The sequence below is a fragment of the Pantoea sp. Mb-10 genome (assembly GCF_021272205.1).
Taxonomy (GTDB): Bacteria; Pseudomonadota; Gammaproteobacteria; order Enterobacterales; family Enterobacteriaceae; genus Pantoea.
Genome location: NZ_JAJSDX010000001.1, coordinates 656,188 through 675,951 on the forward strand (window position 1 = coordinate 656,188; position 19,764 = coordinate 675,951).

Annotated in this window: 19 protein-coding genes; 5 read left to right on the forward strand and 14 right to left on the reverse strand. The window is 58.7% G+C overall.

The window, feature by feature from the left end:
- Window positions 1-3: 3 nt before the first annotated feature.
- From sctF to dinB, 3 genes are all read right to left on the reverse strand, one after another.
- Window positions 4-282: a type III secretion system needle filament subunit SctF gene (sctF, locus tag LU196_RS03130; protein ID WP_232761450.1), complete on the reverse strand. Its 279-nt coding sequence runs from the start codon at window positions 280-282 to the stop codon at window positions 4-6.
- The gene (locus LU196_RS03135) at window positions 272-1,477 is read right to left on the reverse strand and encodes a PrgH/EprH family type III secretion apparatus protein (protein WP_232761449.1); all 1,206 of its coding nucleotides are present in this window, start codon (window positions 1,475-1,477) and stop codon (window positions 272-274) included. Before LU196_RS03135 ends, sctF begins: the two co-directional genes overlap by 11 nt.
- A 220-nt stretch (window positions 1,478-1,697) precedes the next feature.
- A complete protein-coding gene (dinB, locus tag LU196_RS03140) occupies window positions 1,698-2,753 on the reverse strand; it encodes a DNA polymerase IV (RefSeq protein ID WP_232761448.1) in 1,056 nt (351 codons plus the stop codon).
- Between the two features lie 242 nt (window positions 2,754-2,995).
- Between dinB and dpaA the strand changes: the two genes are divergently transcribed.
- Window positions 2,996-3,739 (forward strand): peptidoglycan meso-diaminopimelic acid protein amidase, encoded by a 744-nt coding sequence (dpaA, locus tag LU196_RS03145; RefSeq protein WP_232761447.1) that lies wholly within the window; start codon window positions 2,996-2,998, stop codon window positions 3,737-3,739.
- Here dpaA and LU196_RS03150 read toward each other — a convergent pair.
- On the reverse strand, window positions 3,710-4,477 hold the full coding sequence (locus LU196_RS03150) for a class II glutamine amidotransferase (RefSeq protein ID WP_232761446.1): 768 nt from the start codon (window positions 4,475-4,477) through the stop codon (window positions 3,710-3,712). The genes dpaA and LU196_RS03150 overlap by 30 nt on opposite strands.
- A gap of 49 nt (window positions 4,478-4,526) precedes the next feature.
- Window positions 4,527-5,105: a D-sedoheptulose 7-phosphate isomerase gene (lpcA, locus tag LU196_RS03155; RefSeq protein WP_232761445.1), complete on the reverse strand. Its 579-nt coding sequence runs from the start codon at window positions 5,103-5,105 to the stop codon at window positions 4,527-4,529.
- A 242-nt stretch (window positions 5,106-5,347) separates the two neighbouring features.
- Here lpcA and fadE point away from each other — a divergent pair, with 242 nt between their 5' ends.
- Complete coding sequence (gene fadE / locus LU196_RS03160) at window positions 5,348-7,792, forward strand: acyl-CoA dehydrogenase FadE (RefSeq protein ID WP_232761444.1); 2,445 nt, start codon at window positions 5,348-5,350, stop codon at window positions 7,790-7,792.
- A gap of 44 nt (window positions 7,793-7,836) precedes the next feature.
- Here the strand turns inward: fadE and mtnK are convergent, their stop codons facing one another.
- A complete protein-coding gene (gene mtnK, locus LU196_RS03165; RefSeq protein WP_232761443.1) occupies window positions 7,837-9,036 on the reverse strand; it encodes an S-methyl-5-thioribose kinase in 1,200 nt (399 codons plus the stop codon).
- 105 nt (window positions 9,037-9,141) lie between these two features.
- On the opposite strand from mtnK, the gene mtnA reads away from it, so the two are divergent.
- Window positions 9,142-10,161 (forward strand): S-methyl-5-thioribose-1-phosphate isomerase, encoded by a 1,020-nt coding sequence (gene mtnA / locus LU196_RS03170; RefSeq protein ID WP_232761442.1) that lies wholly within the window; start codon window positions 9,142-9,144, stop codon window positions 10,159-10,161.
- Window positions 10,162-10,197: 36 nt separating this feature from the next.
- On the opposite strand, the gene LU196_RS03175 is transcribed toward mtnA, so the two are convergent.
- The 3 genes from LU196_RS03175 to LU196_RS03185 are packed head-to-tail and all read right to left on the reverse strand — an operon-like array spanning window position 10,198 to window position 12,036.
- Window positions 10,198-10,740, reverse strand: coding sequence for an acireductone dioxygenase (locus tag LU196_RS03175; protein WP_232761441.1), 543 nt, complete (start codon window positions 10,738-10,740; stop codon window positions 10,198-10,200).
- Window position 10,741: 1 nt separating this feature from the next.
- Window positions 10,742-11,425: an acireductone synthase gene (gene mtnC / locus LU196_RS03180; RefSeq protein ID WP_232761440.1), complete on the reverse strand. Its 684-nt coding sequence runs from the start codon at window positions 11,423-11,425 to the stop codon at window positions 10,742-10,744.
- Window positions 11,422-12,036, reverse strand: coding sequence for a methylthioribulose 1-phosphate dehydratase (locus LU196_RS03185; protein ID WP_232761439.1), 615 nt, complete (start codon window positions 12,034-12,036; stop codon window positions 11,422-11,424). The genes mtnC and LU196_RS03185 overlap by 4 nt, the downstream gene beginning before the upstream one ends.
- Window positions 12,037-12,167: 131 nt before the next feature.
- Between LU196_RS03185 and LU196_RS03190 the strand changes: the two genes are divergently transcribed.
- Complete coding sequence (locus LU196_RS03190) at window positions 12,168-13,328, forward strand: pyridoxal phosphate-dependent aminotransferase (RefSeq protein ID WP_232761438.1); 1,161 nt, start codon at window positions 12,168-12,170, stop codon at window positions 13,326-13,328.
- Complete coding sequence (locus LU196_RS03195) at window positions 13,316-14,086, forward strand: amidohydrolase (RefSeq protein ID WP_232761437.1); 771 nt, start codon at window positions 13,316-13,318, stop codon at window positions 14,084-14,086. Before LU196_RS03190 ends, LU196_RS03195 begins: the two co-directional genes overlap by 13 nt.
- A gap of 47 nt (window positions 14,087-14,133) precedes the next feature.
- Here LU196_RS03195 and katG read toward each other — a convergent pair whose 3' ends face one another.
- From katG to LU196_RS03220, 5 genes are all read right to left on the reverse strand, one after another.
- Complete coding sequence (gene katG / locus LU196_RS03200) at window positions 14,134-16,332, reverse strand: catalase/peroxidase HPI (RefSeq protein WP_232761436.1); 2,199 nt, start codon at window positions 16,330-16,332, stop codon at window positions 14,134-14,136.
- Between the two features lie 105 nt (window positions 16,333-16,437).
- Window positions 16,438-16,773, reverse strand: coding sequence for a hydroxyisourate hydrolase (uraH, locus tag LU196_RS03205; protein WP_232761435.1), 336 nt, complete (start codon window positions 16,771-16,773; stop codon window positions 16,438-16,440).
- Window positions 16,770-17,264 carry a 2-oxo-4-hydroxy-4-carboxy-5-ureidoimidazoline decarboxylase gene (gene uraD / locus LU196_RS03210; RefSeq protein WP_232761434.1) on the reverse strand — a complete coding sequence of 165 codons (495 nt, stop codon included), beginning with the start codon at window positions 17,262-17,264 and terminating at the stop codon, window positions 16,770-16,772. Before uraD ends, uraH begins: the two co-directional genes overlap by 4 nt.
- Window positions 17,245-18,528, reverse strand: coding sequence for an allantoate amidohydrolase (hpxK, locus tag LU196_RS03215; protein WP_232761433.1), 1,284 nt, complete (start codon window positions 18,526-18,528; stop codon window positions 17,245-17,247). Before hpxK ends, uraD begins: the two co-directional genes overlap by 20 nt.
- The gene (locus LU196_RS03220) at window positions 18,513-19,760 is read right to left on the reverse strand and encodes an alanine--glyoxylate aminotransferase family protein (protein ID WP_232761432.1); all 1,248 of its coding nucleotides are present in this window, start codon (window positions 19,758-19,760) and stop codon (window positions 18,513-18,515) included. The genes hpxK and LU196_RS03220 overlap by 16 nt, the downstream gene beginning before the upstream one ends.
- Window positions 19,761-19,764: the final 4 nt, after the last annotated feature.

The following is a 19,764-nucleotide window of genomic DNA, read 5'->3' on the forward strand; positions in this document are numbered from 1 at the left end:
TCTTTAACGGAAGTTAGAAATGATAGCGGATGAGATATCTTTATAGGTCTTGGTAATATTAGACTGCGCGTTGCGATATAATGTGTACTCCGAAACGAGCGCCTGATACTTTGATAAATTCTCTGGCTTAGAGGGATCTTTTTGCAACTCCTCCAAAGCTTTTTGTATATCAGAATTTAATTTGGAAACGTGATTATCAAACGTCTCTGATTGTACCGTTAAAAAACCCTGCCATTCATAACCTGGATTGCCAGCACGGCCTACGCTATTTTTAATACTCATCTTGCACCTCGATTAGGTTAGTAAAATACCAGTGCTGTGGGGACATTTTCACATATCCTTCGGCTCCGTAAAGAAACGACTTTCCTTTTAGCCGCTCTTTTTCCAGTTCAATTTCAACGGTAATATAATTCCCTTGGTATTGATGACTGAAATTCCTGATCGCTTCCTTGGTGGCATTAAGCGCATTGTCTTGCAACGTTCCTTTTACCCGGTAGGTTGCGCTGTCCGCTTGCTTAATGACAGTGAAGGGACTTAGTGTTTTGATCATTTCTTGCTGTGCCTGCTGCAAAACCACGCGGTCACTGAGGCGAGCAAAATGAATTTCTTTGGCGTAGGGCATTAATCCAAACAGCAGTTGAGTAAACGCGGTCTGCTCTTGCGTACCATTAATACCCGCGCGTTCCGCGCTTAACACCATCTCGGGTTCTGCCACATTATCCAAGCGTAACTGGTGAATGTTGACCTGCGGCCAGCGCGCGCGCACTTCAGACACAATGCGGTTGCGCTCTTCGGGCTTACTGATGACCACCGTGTCGCGCCACTCGCCGGCACGCATGATCGCCCTCTGCGCCCTGACCTTACTGTTTTCATCCTCAGCCATCACATAAAAAAGATTATTTCGTCCTTGCAGGACGGTATAGCGCGTTGTTTCATTGCCAATGAGCTGACGAATGTCTTGCGCTCTTTTTTCGTGCTGAGGCGTTGCGGTAAGAATAAACACACCAACGGCCAGCAACGCTATGGCTGCAGTGGCCGAAATAACAGGCAGCCACGCGAAACGTTTTTTCTTAGGCGTTACTGAAATAGCCGCTCGGGTAGGAAGCACAAAGTCGTTCACCTCGTGTGACCAGGCTTCGTCCTGCTGGCTTTTAATCGCCAGCCACAGGCCCATTATTTCGCAGGGACGCTGCCACGGTAGGGTTTTACCCATTGAATTATCATCAGCCTCAGTGTGTAAACGGACGTCTCCCTCGTGCTCCGTCAGTGAAAACACCGCGCCAATCTGTTCATCGGGGATAAAAACATAGCCCGGCAAGGCTATTTTCTCTTGATGCTGCCTGATCTCAGCAGCCGACGCGATGATATATCGCGTTTCGCTATCCGTTATTTGGTATTCGCAATCTGCCAGCGTGGTATTCAAAAAGCGAATGATGTAGCGCACATTTTCCGGACGATATTTACTATATTCAGACATGGTATTGGTAATTAAGTACAGAATGCCATTACCGTAATCGCTTAGCGGGGACACAACATGATAAAAAAATGAAAAAGCCTCATCATATTTTTAAATATCAATGCAAGACGTAAGCAGAGGGGGACGCTTCACGCTTACCCCGCTAAGTTGTCTTTGCTGGGTTATATAACGCGCGATGAGGGTTTCAAAGCGTGACGTGGCAGACACAGCCGATATCGGCTCAAATGGCCAACAGTAACTGACGTTCCAGCTGGGGATCCAACAAGGTGACGTGGAGCCCCACCAGCCTCACCCCGCGACCGCCGCGCCGCTCGTCCCATACCTGGCGCGCCACGTTAATCATGTCGTCTTTATTCAGCAGCGGCCACACATGCTCTTGGGTGGTTTGCTGAAAATCATTGAACTTGAGCTTTACGCCCTGCCGCGCAATTTGCTTATCCGGCCGAATCAGGCCAAGGCGACGATCCAGTTCCTCATAAAGAAAATCGATAATTTTAAGACACGCCTCCCAGCTATGAATGTCTTCCACCAGCGTGCGTTCTACACCGAGTGATTTGCGCTCGCGCTCGACAATCACATCGCGATCGTCAATGCCGTGACTGCGCTCCCACAGCACCCGGCCAAACTTACCGAAGCGTTTGAGTAATAGCGCCAGATCGGCGTGCTGCACATCGGCACAGGTATGCAAGCCCATCTCTTCCAGTTTGCGGGTTGCCACTTTGCCGACGCCAGGGATCTTGCTCAGGGACAACGAGCGTAAAAACGCGGGCATCGCCTGGGGCGTAATCACATATTGTCCATTGGGCTTGTTAAGGTCTGAGGCGATTTTGGCGAGAAATTTAATCGGGGCGATGCCAGCAGAGGCCGTCAGGCCGGTTTCACGCTGGATATCAGCGCGGATCGCCTGTGCCATTAGCGTCGCCGATCCCTGACAGTGCGGCGTCGCCGTCACGTCAAGATAGGCTTCGTCCAGCGAGAGCGGTTCAATCAGCGGGGTATAGCGTGAAAAAATCTCGCGAATCTGACGCGATGCTTCTTTATAGGCGTCAAAGCGGCCTGGCAGTAGCGTCAAATGCGGACAAAGTTTAAGGGCGGTGGCGGTGGGCATCGCGCTGCGAACGCCGTATTTGCGCGCCGGATAGTTTGCCGTACTGATCACGCCACGCTGCATGCGGCTGCCACCAATGGCAAGAGGAATATCACGTAAGGAGGGATTGTCACGCATTTCAACGGCTGCAAAAAAGCAGTCCATATCGACATGAATGATTTTGCGCATATGCCCTCCCGATACTGGACAAGTATACAGCAGAGAATAAGATCGGCAATCTTTCACGGATGCTGAAATAAAGTTTACAAAATTATGGTCGTCCTGAATGACATAAGCCGCCAATTTCATCGGCGCTGACTTGATTAAACCGCAGACAATGTTAATGTTGCGCTGCGGTAGCGGATATTTCCGATAATGCAATACAAGACGCACTGCGTCATCGTCTCTCTTCACTTCAAGGTACACACAGAATGGGCAGAATCGCACTGTTGTTTGCGATGATTCTTATGCCAGTCCTTAGCTGGGCAATTACGCCAGAACCAGCGCAGCCGCTGGCGCCGGTGAGCAAAGAGTTAAAGAAACAGTTACTGGGCACGCCGGTTTTCATCCAAATTTTCAAGGAAGAGCGGACGCTGGAACTGTATGGCAAAATCGGTAATGAATACCGCCTGCTGGATAGCTATCGCATCTGTAATTTTTCTGGTGGATTAGGGCCGAAGCGACGCACGGGCGACTTCAAAAGTCCGGAAGGTTTCTATAGCGTGAAGCTGAATCAGCTTAAACCCGACAGCCGTTTTTATCGCGCGATAAACACCGGCTTCCCGAACCAGTACGACCGTGCCAAAGGCTATGACGGCAGCTACCTGATGATTCATGGGGATTGCGTCTCAATAGGCTGCTATGCCATGACCAATGCTTCCATGGACGAGATCTTTACTTTCACCAACGCGGCGCTGCGTAACGGCCAGCAGGAAATTCAGGTCAATATCTATCCGTTCCGCATGACTGACACCAATATGCAGCGTCATCGGTACTCTACCTATATTTCTTTCTGGCGTGAGTTGCAGCCTGGTTACGCGTACTTTACGAAGTACCACGTGCCGCCCACGGTGAACGTCACCGCCACCGGGCAATATGCCGTGAACAACACGCCGGTAGTGTCGACACCGGATGCGGCCTCGAAGTCATTCCTCGCGCTCTCCCAGGCAAAATAACGCCCATTCGCCTGGCACAATCCGGTGCCAGGTTTCATTCCCCGTCAGCGGCTGTGTGGCAATCACCGTCACCACGTCGCGCGGTGTGGTTTGCTGTAAAAAATCGATTTCCACGTCCTGATCCAGCAGCTTGGCTTTGCCGAACGGCGCGCGTCGCGTTATCCAGTAGAGATTGGTGGAGCAGAACGCCATCAGGTAACGACCATCCGACAACAGCATATTAAATACGCCCTTCTCGCGCAGCTGCGTGGCCAGCTCGGCGATGAAGCGAAACACCGCGGGCCAATTGCCGGGCGTGCGCGGATAGCGCTGCGCCAGCTGATGCAAAATCCAGCAGAACGCTTTCTCGCTATCGGTTTCCCCTACCGGGCGAAAATTGCCTGTTTCTAACTGGCGATACTGCTTTAGCTGGCCATTGTGCGCATACGTCCAGTTACGGCCCCATAATTCACGGGTAAAGGGATGGGTGTTCTCCAGCGACACCTGGCCGCGATTTGCCTGACGAATATGGGCCACCACCGAGTGTGATTTAATCGGGTATTCCTGAACCAGCCGCGCAATCGGTGAGTTGAAGCTTGGCTGCGGATCTTTAAATGTACGGCACCCTTTGCCTTCGTAAAAGGTAATTCCCCAGCCGTCTTTGTGCGGCCCTGTGCCGCCGCCGCGCTGAACCAAGCCGGTAAAACTAAAACAAATGTCTGTCGGAACATTTGCGCTCATCCCGAGCAATTCGCACATAGCCACCGCCTTCTTATCAAGCCTCCCCACGCGCGGGAGGCGCGCCTCATTACTTCGCCATCTCTTTTTCAACCAGCAGCATCAGGATATGAATCACTTTGATGTGGATTTCCTGAATGCGGTCGGCATAGCCAAAGTGCGGCACGCGGATTTCGATGTCGGCGCTGCCCGCCATTTTGCCGCCATCTTTGCCCGTCAGTGCGATCACTTTCATGCCCTTAGCGCGGGCGGCTTCAATCGCTTTGATGATGTTGGCCGAGTTACCCGACGTAGAAAGCCCTAACAGCACGTCGCCTTCACGGCCTACGGCTTCGATATAGCGTGAGAAGACATACTCGTAACCAAAGTCATTGCTGACGCAGGAGAGATGGCTGACGTCTGAAATCGCAATGGCCGGATAACCGGGGCGGTTTTCACGATAGCGTCCGGTCAACTCCTCAGCAAAGTGCATCGCGTCGCAGTGCGAGCCGCCGTTACCGCAGGAGAGCACTTTGCCACCGGCTTTGAAGCTGTCGGCCAGCAGCACCGCCGCCCGCTGAATGGCGTGAATATTCGCTTCATCACGCAAAAATGTATTGAGCGTATCGGCCGCTTCATTGAGCTCTGCGCGAATAATGTCCTGATACATAGGGATGTCCTTTAGAGGGAAGGTTGACCCGGCAAGTTTAACGGAATGGGCGAAGGCCGCAAAGCGCTGCCGCGCGGGAAAGCCGCAACGGCGGCGCTGCTGTTGGCCTGGCGGCGCTAAAAAGGCTGATTTTGTGAGTTTGGTTGTAATTGCGATGTAAACAGATTGATAAAAGCGGAAGGCTGCTCTAGATCTAACCAGATAACAGGTCAGACCTCTTACTACTTACGGAGCGGTTCATTATGTTGCTTGTCTCAATAATCGCCACGCTGATCTTGGTCGGCGTGCTGTTTTATCATCAAGTGTCCCTCACTTTGAGCAGCGCCATCGTGCTGCTGTGGACGGCAGCGATGGCGGCCGCCGGTCTCTGGACGCCGTGGCTTCTCCTGCCGCTGGCGATTGTTCTGCTGCCCTTTAACCTGCCCACTCTGCGCCGCAGCATGTTCTCTCAACCGATGCTGCACACATTTCAAAAAGTGATGCCGCCGATGTCGCGCACGGAGAAAGAAGCTATCGATGCCGGTACGACCTGGTGGGAAGGCGATCTGTTTCGCGGCAAGCCGGACTGGCAGAAACTGCACAACTATCCGCAGCCGCGTCTGACCGAAGAGGAACAGGCGTTTCTGGATGGCCCGGTTGAAGAAGCGTGCCGCATGGCCAACGACTTCGCGATCACCCATGAAATGGCCGACTTACCGCCGGAACTGTGGGCGTACCTGAAGCAGCACCGCTTCTTCGCGATGATCATCAAAAAAGAGTATGGCGGCCTTGAGTTTTCGGCCTACGCCCAGGCGCGCGTGCTGCAGAAGCTGGCGGGCGTATCTGGCATTCTGGCAATCACCGTGGGCGTGCCTAACTCATTGGGCCCGGGTGAATTGTTGCAGCATTACGGTACGGATGCGCAGAAAGATCACTACCTGCCGCGTCTGGCGCGTGGTGAAGAGATCCCGTGCTTTGCCTTGACCAGCCCGGAAGCGGGCTCCGATGCCGGTGCTATTCCCGACACCGGCGTGGTATGCATGGGCGAGTGGCAGGGTCAGCAGGTGTTGGGGATGCGCTTGACCTGGAACAAGCGCTACATCACGCTCGCGCCGATTGCCACCGTGCTGGGGCTCGCCTTTAAACTCTCCGATCCCGATCGTCTCTTGGGGGATAAAGAAGAGCTCGGCATTACCTGCGCGCTGATCCCCACCCACACGCCAGGCGTGGAAATTGGCCAGCGCCACTTCCCGCTCAACGTGCCGTTCCAGAATGGACCGACGCGCGGCAACGATATTTTTGTGCCGATTGACTATATTATCGGCGGTCCGGCCATGGCGGGCCAAGGCTGGCGCATGCTGGTCGAGTGTCTCTCCGTGGGCCGTGGTATTACGCTGCCGTCAAACGCGACCGGCAGCCTGAAAACCCTGGCAATGGCAACCGGTGCCTACGCGCACATCCGCCGTCAGTTCAAAGTCTCCATTGGGAAAATGGAAGGCATCGAAGAGCCGTTGGCGCGCATTGCCGGTAATGCTTACGTGATGGATGCGGCAGCCACGCTGATCACCACCGGCATTATGCAGGGCGAAAAACCAGCCGTGCTGTCAGCGATTGTGAAATACCACTGCACCCACCGCGGTCAGCGCGCCATCATTGACGCGATGGACATCGCCGGCGGTAAAGGCATCATGCTGGGTGAGAGCAACTTCCTTGCCCGCGCCTATCAGGGCGCGCCGATTGCCATCACCGTCGAAGGAGCCAACATTCTTACGCGCAGCATGATCATCTTTGGTCAGGGTGCCATCCGCTGCCATCCGTGGGTGCTGGAAGAGATGAACGCCGCCGCCAGTAACAACGTGAACGCCTTTGACCGTGCGCTGTTCAGCCATATTGGCCACGTGGGCAGCAACGCCGTGCGCAGCCTGTGGCTGGGATTAACCGGTGGTCGCACCAGCGCCTCACCAACCCGTGACGCGACGCGCCGCTACTATCAGCACATTAACCGCCTGAGTGCCAATCTTGCCCTGCTGTCCGATATTTCTATGGCCGTGCTGGGCGGTAGCCTCAAACGTCGCGAACGCATTTCAGCGCGCCTGGGGGATGTGCTGAGCCAAATGTACCTGGCGTCAGCCACCCTGAAGCGCTATGAAGACGAAGGGCGTCACGAAGCGGATTTACCCCTGCTGCACTGGGGCGTGCAGGACGCGCTGCATCAGGCAGAAGTGGCGATGGACGATCTGCTGCGCAACTTCCCGAATCGCCTGGTGGCCGGCGCGCTGCGCCTGGTAGTCTTTGCCGGCGGTAAGCATAATCCAGCGCCTTCAGATAAGCTGGATCACAAACTGGCTAAACTGCTGCAGCTGCCCTCGGCCACGCGCACGCGTCTGGGGCGCGGCATGTTCCTGACCCCGAGCGAGCACAATCCAGCTGGCCAGTTGGAGCAGGCACTGCAGGATGTGATGGCTGCCGAGGTGATTCACGATCGCCTCTGCCAGCAGCAGAAAAAACACTTTTCCTTTACGCGCCTGGATGCGCTGGCGAAGCGGGCCTTACAAGAGGGCTGGATCGATGAAGGCGAAGCCGCCGTGCTGCAGCGCGCTGAAGTAAGCCGATTGAAAGCGATTAACGTCGATGATTTTGCCCCCGAAGCGCTGGCGTCGCCTAAACCTAATAGTAAAGCGCCCGCCCGCACCAGCGAAGCGGCATAATGAAAAAAGCCTCCGTTACGGAGGCTTTTTTTATCCTCTGCGCGTTACGCTACCTGGCGAATACGCGCCATCAGCGCATCCACATCCTCAATATGGTCGGCGGCCAAAATCAGCGCGCGTCCCAGCGTAATGCAGTTGCGAATACATTCAGTGCGCATGGTGTCGTCCGGGATCGCTTTGAAATCTGCCACGTGCGACATGCCCACCGTGCGGCGAATCAGTTCGGTACCGCAGTAGCCCAAGGTATCGCGCCACACTTTGCGCAGAAACGCCTCGGCATAGCCGGGATACGCCAGCGCCACGTCGCGGGTTTTCTCCGCCGCCAGCGCCAAAAAGCGGCGGGCGAACTGGCTGCAAAGCGTGTGCACATCGCTTAATCGACGCTCGCGCCCTTCCGCTGCTTCGCGCGGTGCCAGCAGCCCCGGCAGGCAACAGTAGTTGATCAACAGGTTACCGATGGCGCTGCCGACATCAAAACCCACGGGGCCAAAATAGCCGAATTCCGCGTCGATCACTTTCAAGCTGCCGTCGGCAACAAAAATAGAGCCGCTGTGCACATCACCGTGCAGCAGCGCTTCCGCATCGGCAAAAAAGCGGTGCTTCAGGCCGGCAACCGCAATTTTGAGGGCATCATCATGGCGCAGGCTCTCCACCAGCGGCTCCAGCGCCGCCGGGTAGCTATTGCGCTCGTGCACGATAAAAGGGTCGTTAAAGAAAAGATCTTCGGTGATTTCGCACATTTCCGGATTAATAAAGCGGGCCACTTCCGCTTTTTTGGTATGCGGATGCAAATAAAAATCGGACGTGTGAAACAGGGTTTGGGCCAGGTATTCGCCCAACTGCCGTGCCGCTTCTGGGTAGTACGCCCCTTGCACCAACTCGCTGCGCCAGATGCGGTGACTGGATAAATCCTCCATCACCATCACCGCCAGCTCGGGATCGAAATGCGTGACCTTCACCGTGTGCTGCGGACAGTGCGCGTAATGTGCGATCAGCGTTTGCGCCTCAAGACGCGCGCGATCCAGCGTCAGCGGCCAGGATTCGCCCACGCAGCGCACGTAGGGCAATGCCTGCTTGACCACGACCCGACTGTGGCCGCGGTCGTCGTAAATCTTAAACACCAGATTGAGGTTGCCGTCGCCGACTTCCTCTGCGCTCACCAGCGCAGACGGATCGGCCACGCCGCCAAATTGTTTAGCATATTCCACAGCGTCAGCAGCGGTGAAGGTACGGTATTGCGACATCGCCTGTTCCTCAGAATTCACCCGTATTAAGCCGTTTGGACGTCTATACATCCGCTAAGCATGTTGGCACAATAGCCGCAGTTAACGCAACCGGGATTTCACATCATGCAAACACTTCGTACCACCAGCCTGGAGGTCCGTGATAACCAACTGTGGATCCTTGACCAACAGGCGCTGCCGCAGCAACAGAACTGGTTGCCGGCCCACACCGTCGCGCAGCTGGTTGAGCACATTCATGCGCTGCGCGTGCGCGGCGCCCCGCTGATTGGTCTCTCCGCCAGCCTGCTGCTGGCGCTGCTGGCGGAGCAAGGGCTGCCACGCGCAGCGCTGGCCGACGCGCTGGCGGTGCTGCGCGCTGCGCGCCCCACCGCAGTGAACCTGATGAACAATCTGGATCGCATGAAACAGGCGCTGCAGGAGGAGAATTACGCTGCGGCGCTGGGTGCCGAAGCCCTGCGCCTGGTGGACGAAGATAAAGCGCTGTGCGCCCGTATTGCGCGCGCCGGCAGCGCGCTGGTGCAACCGGGCAGCCAGCTGCTGACGCACTGCAATACGGGCGGCCTCGCCACCGCGGGCGTTGGCACCGCGCTGGGGGTGATTGCAGCCGCGCATCAAGCGGGACGCGTGCGCAATGTGTGGGTCGATGAAACCCGCCCGCTGTTACAGGGTGGGCGCTTAACCGCGTGGGAACTGGGTGAGCTGGGCGTACCCTATACGCTGATTGCCGATGCCATGGCCGCCAGCCTGATGGCGCGCGGGCAGGTCGATGCGATCTGGGTCGGTGCCGACCGCATTGCCGCCAACGGCGACGTCGCCAACAAAATTGGCACCTACAGCCTCGCCGTGCTGGCGCAGTATCACGGTATCCCGTTCTACGTGGCCGCCCCGCACACCACGCTAGACCGCCAGTGCGTCAGCGGTGACGCCATCCCGATTGAACAGCGGTCAGGTGCTGAAGTCACTGGCGTGGCGGGCAGCTTTGGCAGCGTGCAGTGGGCCCCGGCCAATGCCGCCGTTGACAATCCGGCATTTGACGTCACGCCCGCTGCGCTGATTAGCGGCTGGGTGTTGGATACCGGCGTGGTCACGCCTGAACAGGTCGCGGCCGGGATGTTCCAGCCCTAAACCGCAGCGGGTCGGTAAAAGCCGACCCGTTTCGCGCTAGGCCAGACGCGGATAGGCGTCTGCGATGGCGTCGCCGGTGAAGTTGGCGATCCACCCTTCCTGATTGTCAAAAATGCGGATGGCAGTGAAATGCGGTTCAGATCCCATGTCAAACCAGTGCGGCGTGCCCGCCGGCACGGAAATCAGATCGTTTTTCTCGCATAAGATCTGGTAAACCTCGCCATCCAGATGCAGGCAGAAAAGCCCTGCCCCTTCCACGAAGAAGCGCACCTCATCCTCGCTGTGGGTGTGCTCGTTGAGAAATTTTTCCCGCAGCGCCGCTTTGTTGGGGTTGTCCGCACGCATGCTCAGCACATCCCAGCTCTGATACCCTTTTTCCGCCACTAAGCGGTCAATGGCATGCTGATAGGCCTTGATCACCGTGTCGGCATCGGGATCGGCACCCAGATCGCGATCCGCCTGCCAGCGCTCAAAGCGCACGTTTTTGGCATTAAGACGGGCGCGGATCGCTTCCGCATCGGTGCTATGGAACAGCGGCTGACTGGCTTCGCTATCGCTAAAAATCGTCAATGCACTCATGTTAAAAGGACTCCGGTGTTATCTGGGAAAAATCCGCAACCTGACGATGGCGGCTATGATCGTCCGCCTCGCCCCGAATAAGCTGCACGGTATGCCAGCCTGCTTCTGCGGCGGCGTCCAGCTCCTGATGAATATCCGATAAAAACAGTATCTCAGTGGGTGCTAAATCCAGCTGGCGCGCAATGTTGCGGTACGACTGCGTCTCGCGCTTGGCGCCGACGGCCGTATCAAAGTAGCCGCTGAACAACGACGTTAAATCACCTTCGTCGCTGTAGCCAAATAACAATTTTTGCGCCGCCACCGACCCCGAGGAATAAACGTAGAGCGCAATGCCCTGCGCCTGCCAGCGCGCCAGCGCGGGCCGCACATCAGCATAAAGATGCCCGGTAAACTCACCGTGCACGTAGCCTGCACGCCAGATCAGGCCCTGCAGCGTTTTCAGCCCCGGTGATTTGCGATCTTCATCGATATACGCCCGCAGCGTGGCGAGCGTCTCATCCAGCGTGGCCTGCGGTGTTCCTGCTTCGGCGCGCACCGCCTCCAGCGCCGCACGCACCGTTTCATCCTGCTGATGCGCCCGCACGAATGCGTCCAGATGCTGGCGCGCATAGGGAAACAGGACGGTGTGGACAAACTGAATGTCGCTGGTGGTCCCTTCAATATCTGTCACGATCGCGCGAATCATTTTGCCTCCAGCAGCCGACGTTGGCGTTCACATTCAAACAGGAATTCCAGCCCTTCGAGATGGCGCCGGGCTTCATTAACATCTTTTCCCCAACAGGTCAGGCCGTGCCCGCGCAGCAAGAAACCGTAGCGCAGCGGCGTCTCTGCCGCATACGCCTTGATGCGCTGCGCCAGCGCATCAATATCCTGATCGTTATCAAACAGCGGGATCGCCACGGTGTCCTGATGGGTGTGCTGCCCCGCCAGCGTCTTTTGCATTTCATAGCCGCTGAACCGCAGCGCGCTGCCGCGCTCCACGCGCGACAGCACCGTGGCGTTGACGCTGTGAGTATGCAGCACCGCGCCCGCGTCCGGGAACAGGCGGTAAATCAGCGTATGCAGCCCGGTCTCCGCCGAGGGTTTACGGCCGGACGGTACATGATTGGTTGCGATATCCACCGCAATAAAATCGTCGCGCGTTAGGCTGCCTTTATCTTTGCCAGAGGCGCTCAGTAAACAGGTGTCGCTGTCCTGGCGCACCGACATATTGCCGCCGGTGGCAGGTGCCCAGCCTTTCGCGCCAATCCAGTGGCACGCTGCAATTAACTGCTCTAAGGGGAGAAAATCGGTCATTGTGCGTCGCCGCTCCGCAAGCCAAGTTTAGACGTCTAAGCGTCTCGATTGCCAAATACTAGCATCCTCGGTAGAGTAGCAGCAATACAGGGTTTCTCCGCATCGACATTCGCGCTTAAGGCCATGACACCATGACGCAGCATAACCTGATCCCCGAGAGTAAATTACCGGCGCTCGGCACCACCATCTTCACGCAAATGAGTGCGCTTGCCGCACAGCACAACGCCATCAATCTGTCCCAGGGCTTTCCTGATTTCGACGGACCACGCTATTTGCAAGAGCGGCTGGCGCATCACGTCAGCCAAGGCGCAAATCAGTATGCGCCGATGATCGGCACCCTGCCGCTGCGTGAGGCCATTGCCGAAAAAACCGCCGCGCTTTACGGCTACGCGCCGGATCTTGACGGTGAGATCACCGTGACCGCCGGTGCCACCGAAGCGCTGTTTGCCGCGATCGCCGCGCTGGTGCGCCCCGGCGATGAAGTCATCTGTTTCGATCCCAGCTACGACAGCTATGCGCCTGCGGTACAGTTGGCGGGCGGCGTGCTGAAACGCATTGCGCTGCAGCCGCCGACCTTTCGCGTGGATTGGGCCGCGTTTCAACAGACGTTGAGCAGCAAAACCCGCCTGGTGATCGTGAATACGCCGCACAATCCCACCGCCACCGTATGGCCAAAAAGCGATATCGATGCGCTGTGGCGCTGCATTGAGGATCGGGCGATCTACGTGCTGAGCGATGAGGTGTATGAGCACATCTGCTTTGACGCAGCGGGTCACGCCAGCGTGCTGGCACATGAGGCGCTGCGTCAACGCGCCATCGCCGTCTCCTCGTTCGGGAAAACGTTCCACATGACCGGCTGGAAGGTGGGCTATTGCGTGGCCCCTCCCGCAATTAGCGCCGAGATCCGCAAGGTGCATCAATATCTGACCTTTTCAGTGAATACCCCGGCCCAGCTGGCGATTGCCGATATGCTGCAGCACGAACCTGCCCACTACCGTGAGCTGCCTGATTTTTACCGCGCCCGCCGCGATCGTTTTGTGCAGGCGCTGGCCGGCAGCCGCTTTGAGATCCTGCCCTGCGAAGGCACCTACTTTATTCTGGCGGATTATGGCGCCCTATCCGATCGGGACGACGTCAGCTTCTGCCAGTGGCTCACCCGCGAGGCAGGCGTAGCGGCGATCCCGCTGTCGGTGTTCTGCGACGCGCCGTTCCCACACACGCTGGTTCGCTTGTGCTTTGCCAAACAAGAGGCGACGCTTGACGCCGCTGCGGAGCGCTTATGTCAGCTTTAAACATCACGGTTCTACAGGAAACGCTGCACTGGATGGATGGCGCGGCCAATCTGCGCCATTTTGATACGGTGTTAGCCGACATCCGCGATCGCGATCTGATTGTACTGCCCGAAATGTTCACCACCGGTTTCGCGATGGAAGCGGCGGCGCGTTCGCTGCCGCAGGACGAGGTGGTGCACTGGCTGCACGGCCATGCTCGCCGCACGAATGCGTTGGTCGGCGGCAGCGCGGCGATTCAAACCGCCGACGGGGCGGTAAACCGCTTTCTGCTGGTGGCGCCGGACGGCACGCTACACCACTATGACAAGCGTCATCTGTTCCGCATGGCTAATGAACATCAGTTTTACTTGCCGGGCGAAGCGCGGGAGGTGATCGTCTGGCGCGGCTGGCGCATTCTGCCGCAAATTTGCTACGACCTGCGCTTCCCGGTGTTCTCACGTAACCGTAATGACTACGACCTGGCGTTGTACGTGGCCAACTGGCCGGCGCCGCGTGCGCTGCACTGGCGGTCGCTGCTGCTGGCGCGCGCCATCGAAAATCAGGCCTACGTGGCGGGCTGTAACCGCGTGGGCAGTGACGATAATGGCCATCAGTATCGCGGCGACAGTCAGATCATTTCCCCCACCGGCGATAGGCTGGCATGTGCCGAGCCGGATGCGCGCGCGCGCCTGGATGCCACGCTGTCGCTGGAGGCGTTGCAGGCGTATCGCGCGCGCTTCCCGGCATGGCAAGACGCCGACGCCTTTTCGCTAGCGTAAAAAAAACCCGGCCAGGCCGGGTTTTTTAGGCGAGAACGCGCGCAGCGTTACAGGTCAAAGCGATCCAGATTCATCACTTTGGTCCAGGCCGCAACGAAATCGTTAACAAACTTCTGTTTTGCGTCGGCACTGGCATACACTTCCGCCAGCGCGCGCAAGATGGCGTTCGAGCCAAACACCAGATCGGCACGGGTCGCACTGAACTTCACTTCACCGCTTTCGCGATCGCGCCCTTCAAACAGCTCGGCGCTGTCGTCCGTGGCGCGCCAGGCGGTGCGCATGTCCAGCAGGTTCACAAAGAAGTCAGTGCTCAACACGCCCACGCGGTCGGTAAACACACCGTGCTGACCGCCATCAAAGTTGGTGCCCAGCACGCGTAAGCCGCCCAGCAGCGCCGTCAGCTCTGGCGCACTTAGCGTCAGCTGCTGCGCTTTATCCAACAGCAGGGTTTCGGTCGACGAACCGCCCACGACGCGGCGGTAGTTACGGAAACCGTCCGCCAGCGGCTCCAGCACCGCGAATGACTCCACGTCGGTCTGATCCTGACGCGCATCGACGCGGCCTGGGGTAAACGGCACCTGCACCGCCACGCCCGCCGCCGCTGCGGCCTGTTCAATCCCGACGCCGCCCGCCAGCACAATCACATCTGCCAGTGAGGCTTTACCGGACGCCTGCTGAATCTTTTGCAGCGTCGGCAGCACATCGTGCACCACGCTGGCGTTGACCGCCCAGCTGTTTTGCGGGGCCAGCGCCAGGCGCGCACCGTTCGCGCCGCCGCGCTTGTCGCCACCGCGGAAGGTTGAGGCAGACGCCCACGCCACGGAAACCAGCTGGCTCACGCTCAGGCCAGAGGCGGCGATTTGCGCTTTCAGTTCGCTGAGATCCGCAGGGGTTGGCTGATGCGTGGCCGCCGGCAGCGGATCCTGCCACAGCAGATCTTCGTGCGGCACTTCCGGGCCGAGGTAGCGCGCTTTCGGCCCCATGTCGCGGTGGGTCAGCTTGAACCAGGCGCGGGCAAAAGCTTCATTGAAGGCCTGCGGATCGTTGAGGAAACGGCGCGAAATTTTGCCGAACTCTTCGTCATAGCGCAGCGTCAGGTCAGTGACCAGCATGGTCGGCTTGCGTTTTTTCGACGGATCGAAAGGATCGGGAATGATGGCTTCCGCGTCTGCCGCTTCAAACTGGATCGCACCGGCCGGACTGCGCGTTTGCACCCACTCATATTTGAACAGGTTTTCGAAGAAGTAATTGCTCCACTGCGTTGGCGTTTGCGTCCAAACCACTTCCAGACCAGAGGTAATGGCATCAGCACCGGCGCCGCTGCCATAGCTGTTATGCCAGCCAAAGCCCTGCGCTTCAATCGGCGACGCTTCTGGATCAACGTCCAGGTGCTCGGCAGACGCCGCGCCGTGGGTTTTACCCAGCGTATGACCACCGGCAATCAGCGCGACGATCTCTTCGTCGTTCATGCCCATATTGCCAAAGGTGGCGCGAATGGCGGGCGCGGCAGACTTCGGATCGCCGCTGGCTTCTGGCCCTTCCGGGTTGACGTAAATCAGGCCCATTTCAGTGGCGCCCAGCGGGGCATTGGCAAGGCTTTCTGGATGGCGATGCGCCAGCCACTCTTTTTCATGGCCCCAATCCACATCCATATCCGGCTCCCAGACATCTTCGCGTCCGGCGCCAAAGCCAAAGGTGCGGAAACCGGCATTTTCCAGCGAGACGTTACCCGCCAAAATGTAGAGGTCTGCCCAGGAGATTTTTTGACCGTATTTCTGCTTCACCGGCCACAGCAGGCGGCGCGCTTTGTCGAGGCTGACGTTATCTGGCCACGAATTGAGCGGCGCAAAACGCTGCTGTCCGCGCCCGGAGCCACCGCGTCCGTCGATGGTGCGATAGGTGCCCGCGCTGTGCCACGCCATACGAATAAACAAGCCAATGTAGCTGCCCCAGTCGGCAGGCCACCACGACTGCGAATCGGTCAGCAGCGCGCGGATATCCGCTTTCAGCGCAGCATAATCCAGCTTGCTGAACTCTTCACGGTAGTTGAAATCAGGATTAAGGGGGTTAGAACGGTTGGAGTGTTGGTTTAGCAGATCGACACGCAGCATATTCGGCCACCAGTCGCGGTTACTTGTCCCGCCGCCTGCGCCCCGTGCCAGTACGCTTTTCTCTTCCGAAGCCCCGTGATGAAAGGGGCATTTACCTGTGTTTGCTGCACTTTCGTTATTTTCTGGCGTGCTCATTGTCGGCTCCATTGGCTTCATGTTGTCCGAGTAAGATAACTGCACCCAGCAACAGAATATATTTGGATGGACCGAAGGTTTTGATAGCTTGCAGCTTTCAAGCGGCTAACTGCCGCGATAGGTGGACCATGACCAGGGCGAAATCAAAAACGGCAGGTGGTAATGGCTACCCGCGCGGCCAATCACAAAGTCGATTTGTGCGCTCACGTACAGCGCATCGCGGCCGTCCGCCGCAAAGTAATCGCCGATCTCGGCCGTCAATCGGTAGTGTCCTGGCGTCAGCGGCTCCGGCGTCAAATCGTTTACGCGCCCGTCGCTATCGGTTTCGCTCACCGCCAGGGGGAACCAGCCTTCCGGGCTGTTCTGCTCCAGCGACACCGCCACGCCGATGGCGGGCTTGCCCAGCGCCGTATCCAGAATGTGCGTGGTAATCGTACTCATGTGATGCTCTCCATTAAGCGTAGCAAGGTGATCTCTCGCAGCTGCGCCAGCGCTTCCTGCTGCTCTGTGCTGTCATCATTGTTAAGCCTGCGGCGCAGTTCCGCCAGCATCTCTTCGCCGCTGCGCCCTTTGGCCCGGATCAAAAACACACGCCCGAAACGCTGCTCATAGGTTTGATTGGCGGCCAGCATCGCCAACTGCAGCGCCCCGCCCGCCTGCTGCATGGCGGCCTGCTCCGTGCGCGACAGCGCCGCTTCTTTCGCCTCGCCCACCGCCTTTTCGCCGATGCGCGGATGGGCTTGCAGCGCCTGCGTGAGCTCGGCGCCTTGCCACGCGTGGGTGAGCTGCTCGGCGCGGTGGTACAGCGCCGTCAGGCTGGCATACGGACGCGCTGCGGCGAGCGCCTGACTCCAGGCGGGGATCGCCACGCAGTGCGCCACCGCGGCCACCGCCTCTGCGGCGCTAAGCTGATTAAACTGCGCCAGATCCATACACGGCTCCCTGCGCCAGCTGCCATACCGCCTGTGAAAACGCCTGCACGCCGAGCGCTACATCACTTTCCTGCACCGATTCCGCCGGATGGTGGCTGATGCCGCGGTGGTTGCGTACAAACAGCATGCCCACCGGCCAGCGCGCCGCCATGGCGATGGCATCGTGGCCCGCCCCGCTCGGCAGCGCCAGGCTGCGGCCCTGTACGCCTTCAACCGCACGGTGCAACGCCTGTTGCAGCCCGACGTCGCAGGCCGTCGCGGCAATACGGTAATATTCGTTGGCGTGGAAGCGGAGCCCCCGGCGCAGCGCAATCGCCTCCGCCTGCGCCAACAGTTGCGAGAGCAGCCGTTCCAGCGCTTCATCCTGCGGCCCGCGCACGTCCAGCGTCAGTTGCACTTCGCCGGGGATAACATTGACCGCACCGGGTAAACAGCTTAGGGTGCCGACCGTCGCCACCAGCTGTGGATCGTGCTCAGCAGTGGCGCGCTCCACAAACAGTATCCACTCCGCTGCGGCTGCCAGCGCGTCTTTGCGGTGCGTCATGGGCACCGTCCCCGCGTGACCCGCCTCGCCGACAAAACCGCAGTTAAGGCGACGCGCGCCGTTGATCGCGGTGACCACGCCGAGCGCTAACGCCTCCTGCTCCAGGCAAGGCCCCTGCTCAATGTGCAGCTCCAGGTAAGCGACAATGTCGCTCACCGCCCGCGCCGCGTCGCCGATTTTCGCCGCATCCAAACCGAGATCCTGCATCGCTTCCGCCACGGTAATACCGTTGCCGTCCGGGTGCGTGACCCAACTCTCCGGCCAACTGCCGGTCAGCCCTCGGCTGCCCAACAGCGTGATGCCAAAGCGCGTGCCCTCTTCGTCGCCAAACCCCACGATCTCAATCGCCAACGGCAGACGCTGTTGGCAGTCGTGCAGCCACTGGACGGTTTCAATGGCGCTGAGCACGCCCAGCATACCGTCATAGCGTCCGGCATTGCGCACCGTATCCAGATGCGAGCCCAGCAGCAGCGCTGGCGCGCCCGCTTCTGCACCTTCATAGCGGCCGCAGATGTTGCCTACCGCATCTTGCCAGGTGTGCATGCCTGCCGCCTGCATCCACTCCGCCACGCGCGCATTGGCACGCAGCTGTTCTGGCGACAGATAGACGCGCGTTAGTCCGTCCGGGCTTTCGCTGATCTCCGCCAGCGCATCGCAGCGTGCCATGACGCGCGCCGCCGCCGCCTGGGCCACCTCGGCGCTCATCAAGCCTGATTGCATGCATGGCTCCCGTAGTGATCCCACGCCGCCTGCAGTGCCGCGCCCTGCGGCGCGCGGAAGCCGCGATAGTGCAGCACCGACTCCAGCGCGCTAAGCGTCTGCATGACACAATCCTTGCGCGCGTTATAGCCCATGGTGCCAAGGCGCCACACTTTGCCGTGCAGCGGGCCAAACGAGGTGCCAATCTCAATGCCGAAATCCTCCAGCATCAGCTTGCGCACCTCGTCGCCGTTGATTCCCGCAGGGATCATCACGCCCAGCACATTGTTCATTTTGTGTTTCAGGTCGCCAAACGTTTCCAGCCCCATGGCCTGGATACCCTTCAGCAGCGCGTCACCGTGTAGCTTGTGTCGGGCAATGCCGTTTTCCAGCCCCTCTTGCAGGATCAGCCGCGCCGCTTCACGGGCGCCAAACAGCGCGCTGGTGGCCTCGGTGTGGTGATTGAGCCGCTCTGGCCCCCAATAATCCATGATCATGCCAAGATCGAAATAGTTGGAGTAGATCATCTCGTCGTCACCATCCTGGTGCGCTGCCGTCCGGATCCCCTGCTCCACGCATTTACGCTTACGGATCACCGCTTCCATTTTCGCGCTCAGGGTGATGGGCGACGTCCCGGAAGGGCCGCCCAGGCATTTCTGCATTCCCGCCGATACGGCATCCAGCCCCCAGGCGTCGGTTTCAAGCGTGTTGCCCGCCAGCGATGCCGTGGCGTCGGTGTAAAACAGCGCGCCATATTTCTGGCACAGCGCCCCCAGCTGCTCCAGCGGTTGCAGCATGGTGGTGGAGGTGTCGCCCTGCACCGTCAGCAGCAGGCGCGGCTTCACTTTTTTTAGCGCATCTTCAATCTGATCCGGCGTAAACACCTCGCCCCACGGCACCTCGAGGGTATGCACCTCGGCGCGGCAGCGGCGAGCAATTTCACACAGCAAATGACCAAAACGGCCGTACACCGGCACCAGCACTTTATCGCCGGGGCGGATCGCCGACAGCAGGATCGCTTCAATACCGGCGCGCGAGGTGCCGTCAACCAGCAGCGTCCAGCGGTTTTCCGTGCGGAACACGCCGCGATACAGCGCCATCACTTCATTCATGTAGTGGGTCATCGCCGGATCGTACTGCCCAAGCAGCTGGCTCGACATGGCGCGCAGCACGCGCGGATCGGCATTGATCGGGCCCGGCCCCATCAGCAGGCGCTGGGGCGGATTGATTTGCGAAAACTGGCTGATATCCATCACG

Excerpts from the sequence above, each read along its gene's own strand:
- sctF (WP_232761450.1), bottom strand. The coding sequence starts at position 282 with ATGAGTATTAAAAATAGCGTAGGCCGTGCTGGCAATCCAGGTTATGAA.
- LU196_RS03135 (WP_232761449.1), bottom strand. The coding sequence starts at position 1,477 with ATGTCTGAATATAGTAAATATCGTCCGGAAAATGTGCGCTACATCATT.
- dinB (WP_232761448.1), bottom strand. The coding sequence starts at position 2,753 with ATGCGCAAAATCATTCATGTCGATATGGACTGCTTTTTTGCAGCCGTT.
- dpaA (WP_232761447.1), top strand. The coding sequence starts at position 2,996 with ATGGGCAGAATCGCACTGTTGTTTGCGATGATTCTTATGCCAGTCCTT.
- LU196_RS03150 (WP_232761446.1), bottom strand. The coding sequence starts at position 4,477 with ATGTGCGAATTGCTCGGGATGAGCGCAAATGTTCCGACAGACATTTGT.
- lpcA (WP_232761445.1), bottom strand. The coding sequence starts at position 5,105 with ATGTATCAGGACATTATTCGCGCAGAGCTCAATGAAGCGGCCGATACG.
- fadE (WP_232761444.1), top strand. The coding sequence starts at position 5,348 with ATGTTGCTTGTCTCAATAATCGCCACGCTGATCTTGGTCGGCGTGCTG.
- mtnK (WP_232761443.1), bottom strand. The coding sequence starts at position 9,036 with ATGTCGCAATACCGTACCTTCACCGCTGCTGACGCTGTGGAATATGCT.
- mtnA (WP_232761442.1), top strand. The coding sequence starts at position 9,142 with ATGCAAACACTTCGTACCACCAGCCTGGAGGTCCGTGATAACCAACTG.
- LU196_RS03175 (WP_232761441.1), bottom strand. The coding sequence starts at position 10,740 with ATGAGTGCATTGACGATTTTTAGCGATAGCGAAGCCAGTCAGCCGCTG.
- mtnC (WP_232761440.1), bottom strand. The coding sequence starts at position 11,425 with ATGATTCGCGCGATCGTGACAGATATTGAAGGGACCACCAGCGACATT.
- LU196_RS03185 (WP_232761439.1), bottom strand. The coding sequence starts at position 12,036 with ATGACCGATTTTCTCCCCTTAGAGCAGTTAATTGCAGCGTGCCACTGG.
- LU196_RS03190 (WP_232761438.1), top strand. The coding sequence starts at position 12,168 with ATGACGCAGCATAACCTGATCCCCGAGAGTAAATTACCGGCGCTCGGC.
- LU196_RS03195 (WP_232761437.1), top strand. The coding sequence starts at position 13,316 with ATGTCAGCTTTAAACATCACGGTTCTACAGGAAACGCTGCACTGGATG.
- katG (WP_232761436.1), bottom strand. The coding sequence starts at position 16,332 with ATGAGCACGCCAGAAAATAACGAAAGTGCAGCAAACACAGGTAAATGC.
- uraH (WP_232761435.1), bottom strand. The coding sequence starts at position 16,773 with ATGAGTACGATTACCACGCACATTCTGGATACGGCGCTGGGCAAGCCC.
- uraD (WP_232761434.1), bottom strand. The coding sequence starts at position 17,264 with ATGGATCTGGCGCAGTTTAATCAGCTTAGCGCCGCAGAGGCGGTGGCC.
- hpxK (WP_232761433.1), bottom strand. The coding sequence starts at position 18,528 with ATGCAATCAGGCTTGATGAGCGCCGAGGTGGCCCAGGCGGCGGCGGCG.
- LU196_RS03220 (WP_232761432.1), bottom strand. The coding sequence starts at position 19,760 with ATGGATATCAGCCAGTTTTCGCAAATCAATCCGCCCCAGCGCCTGCTG.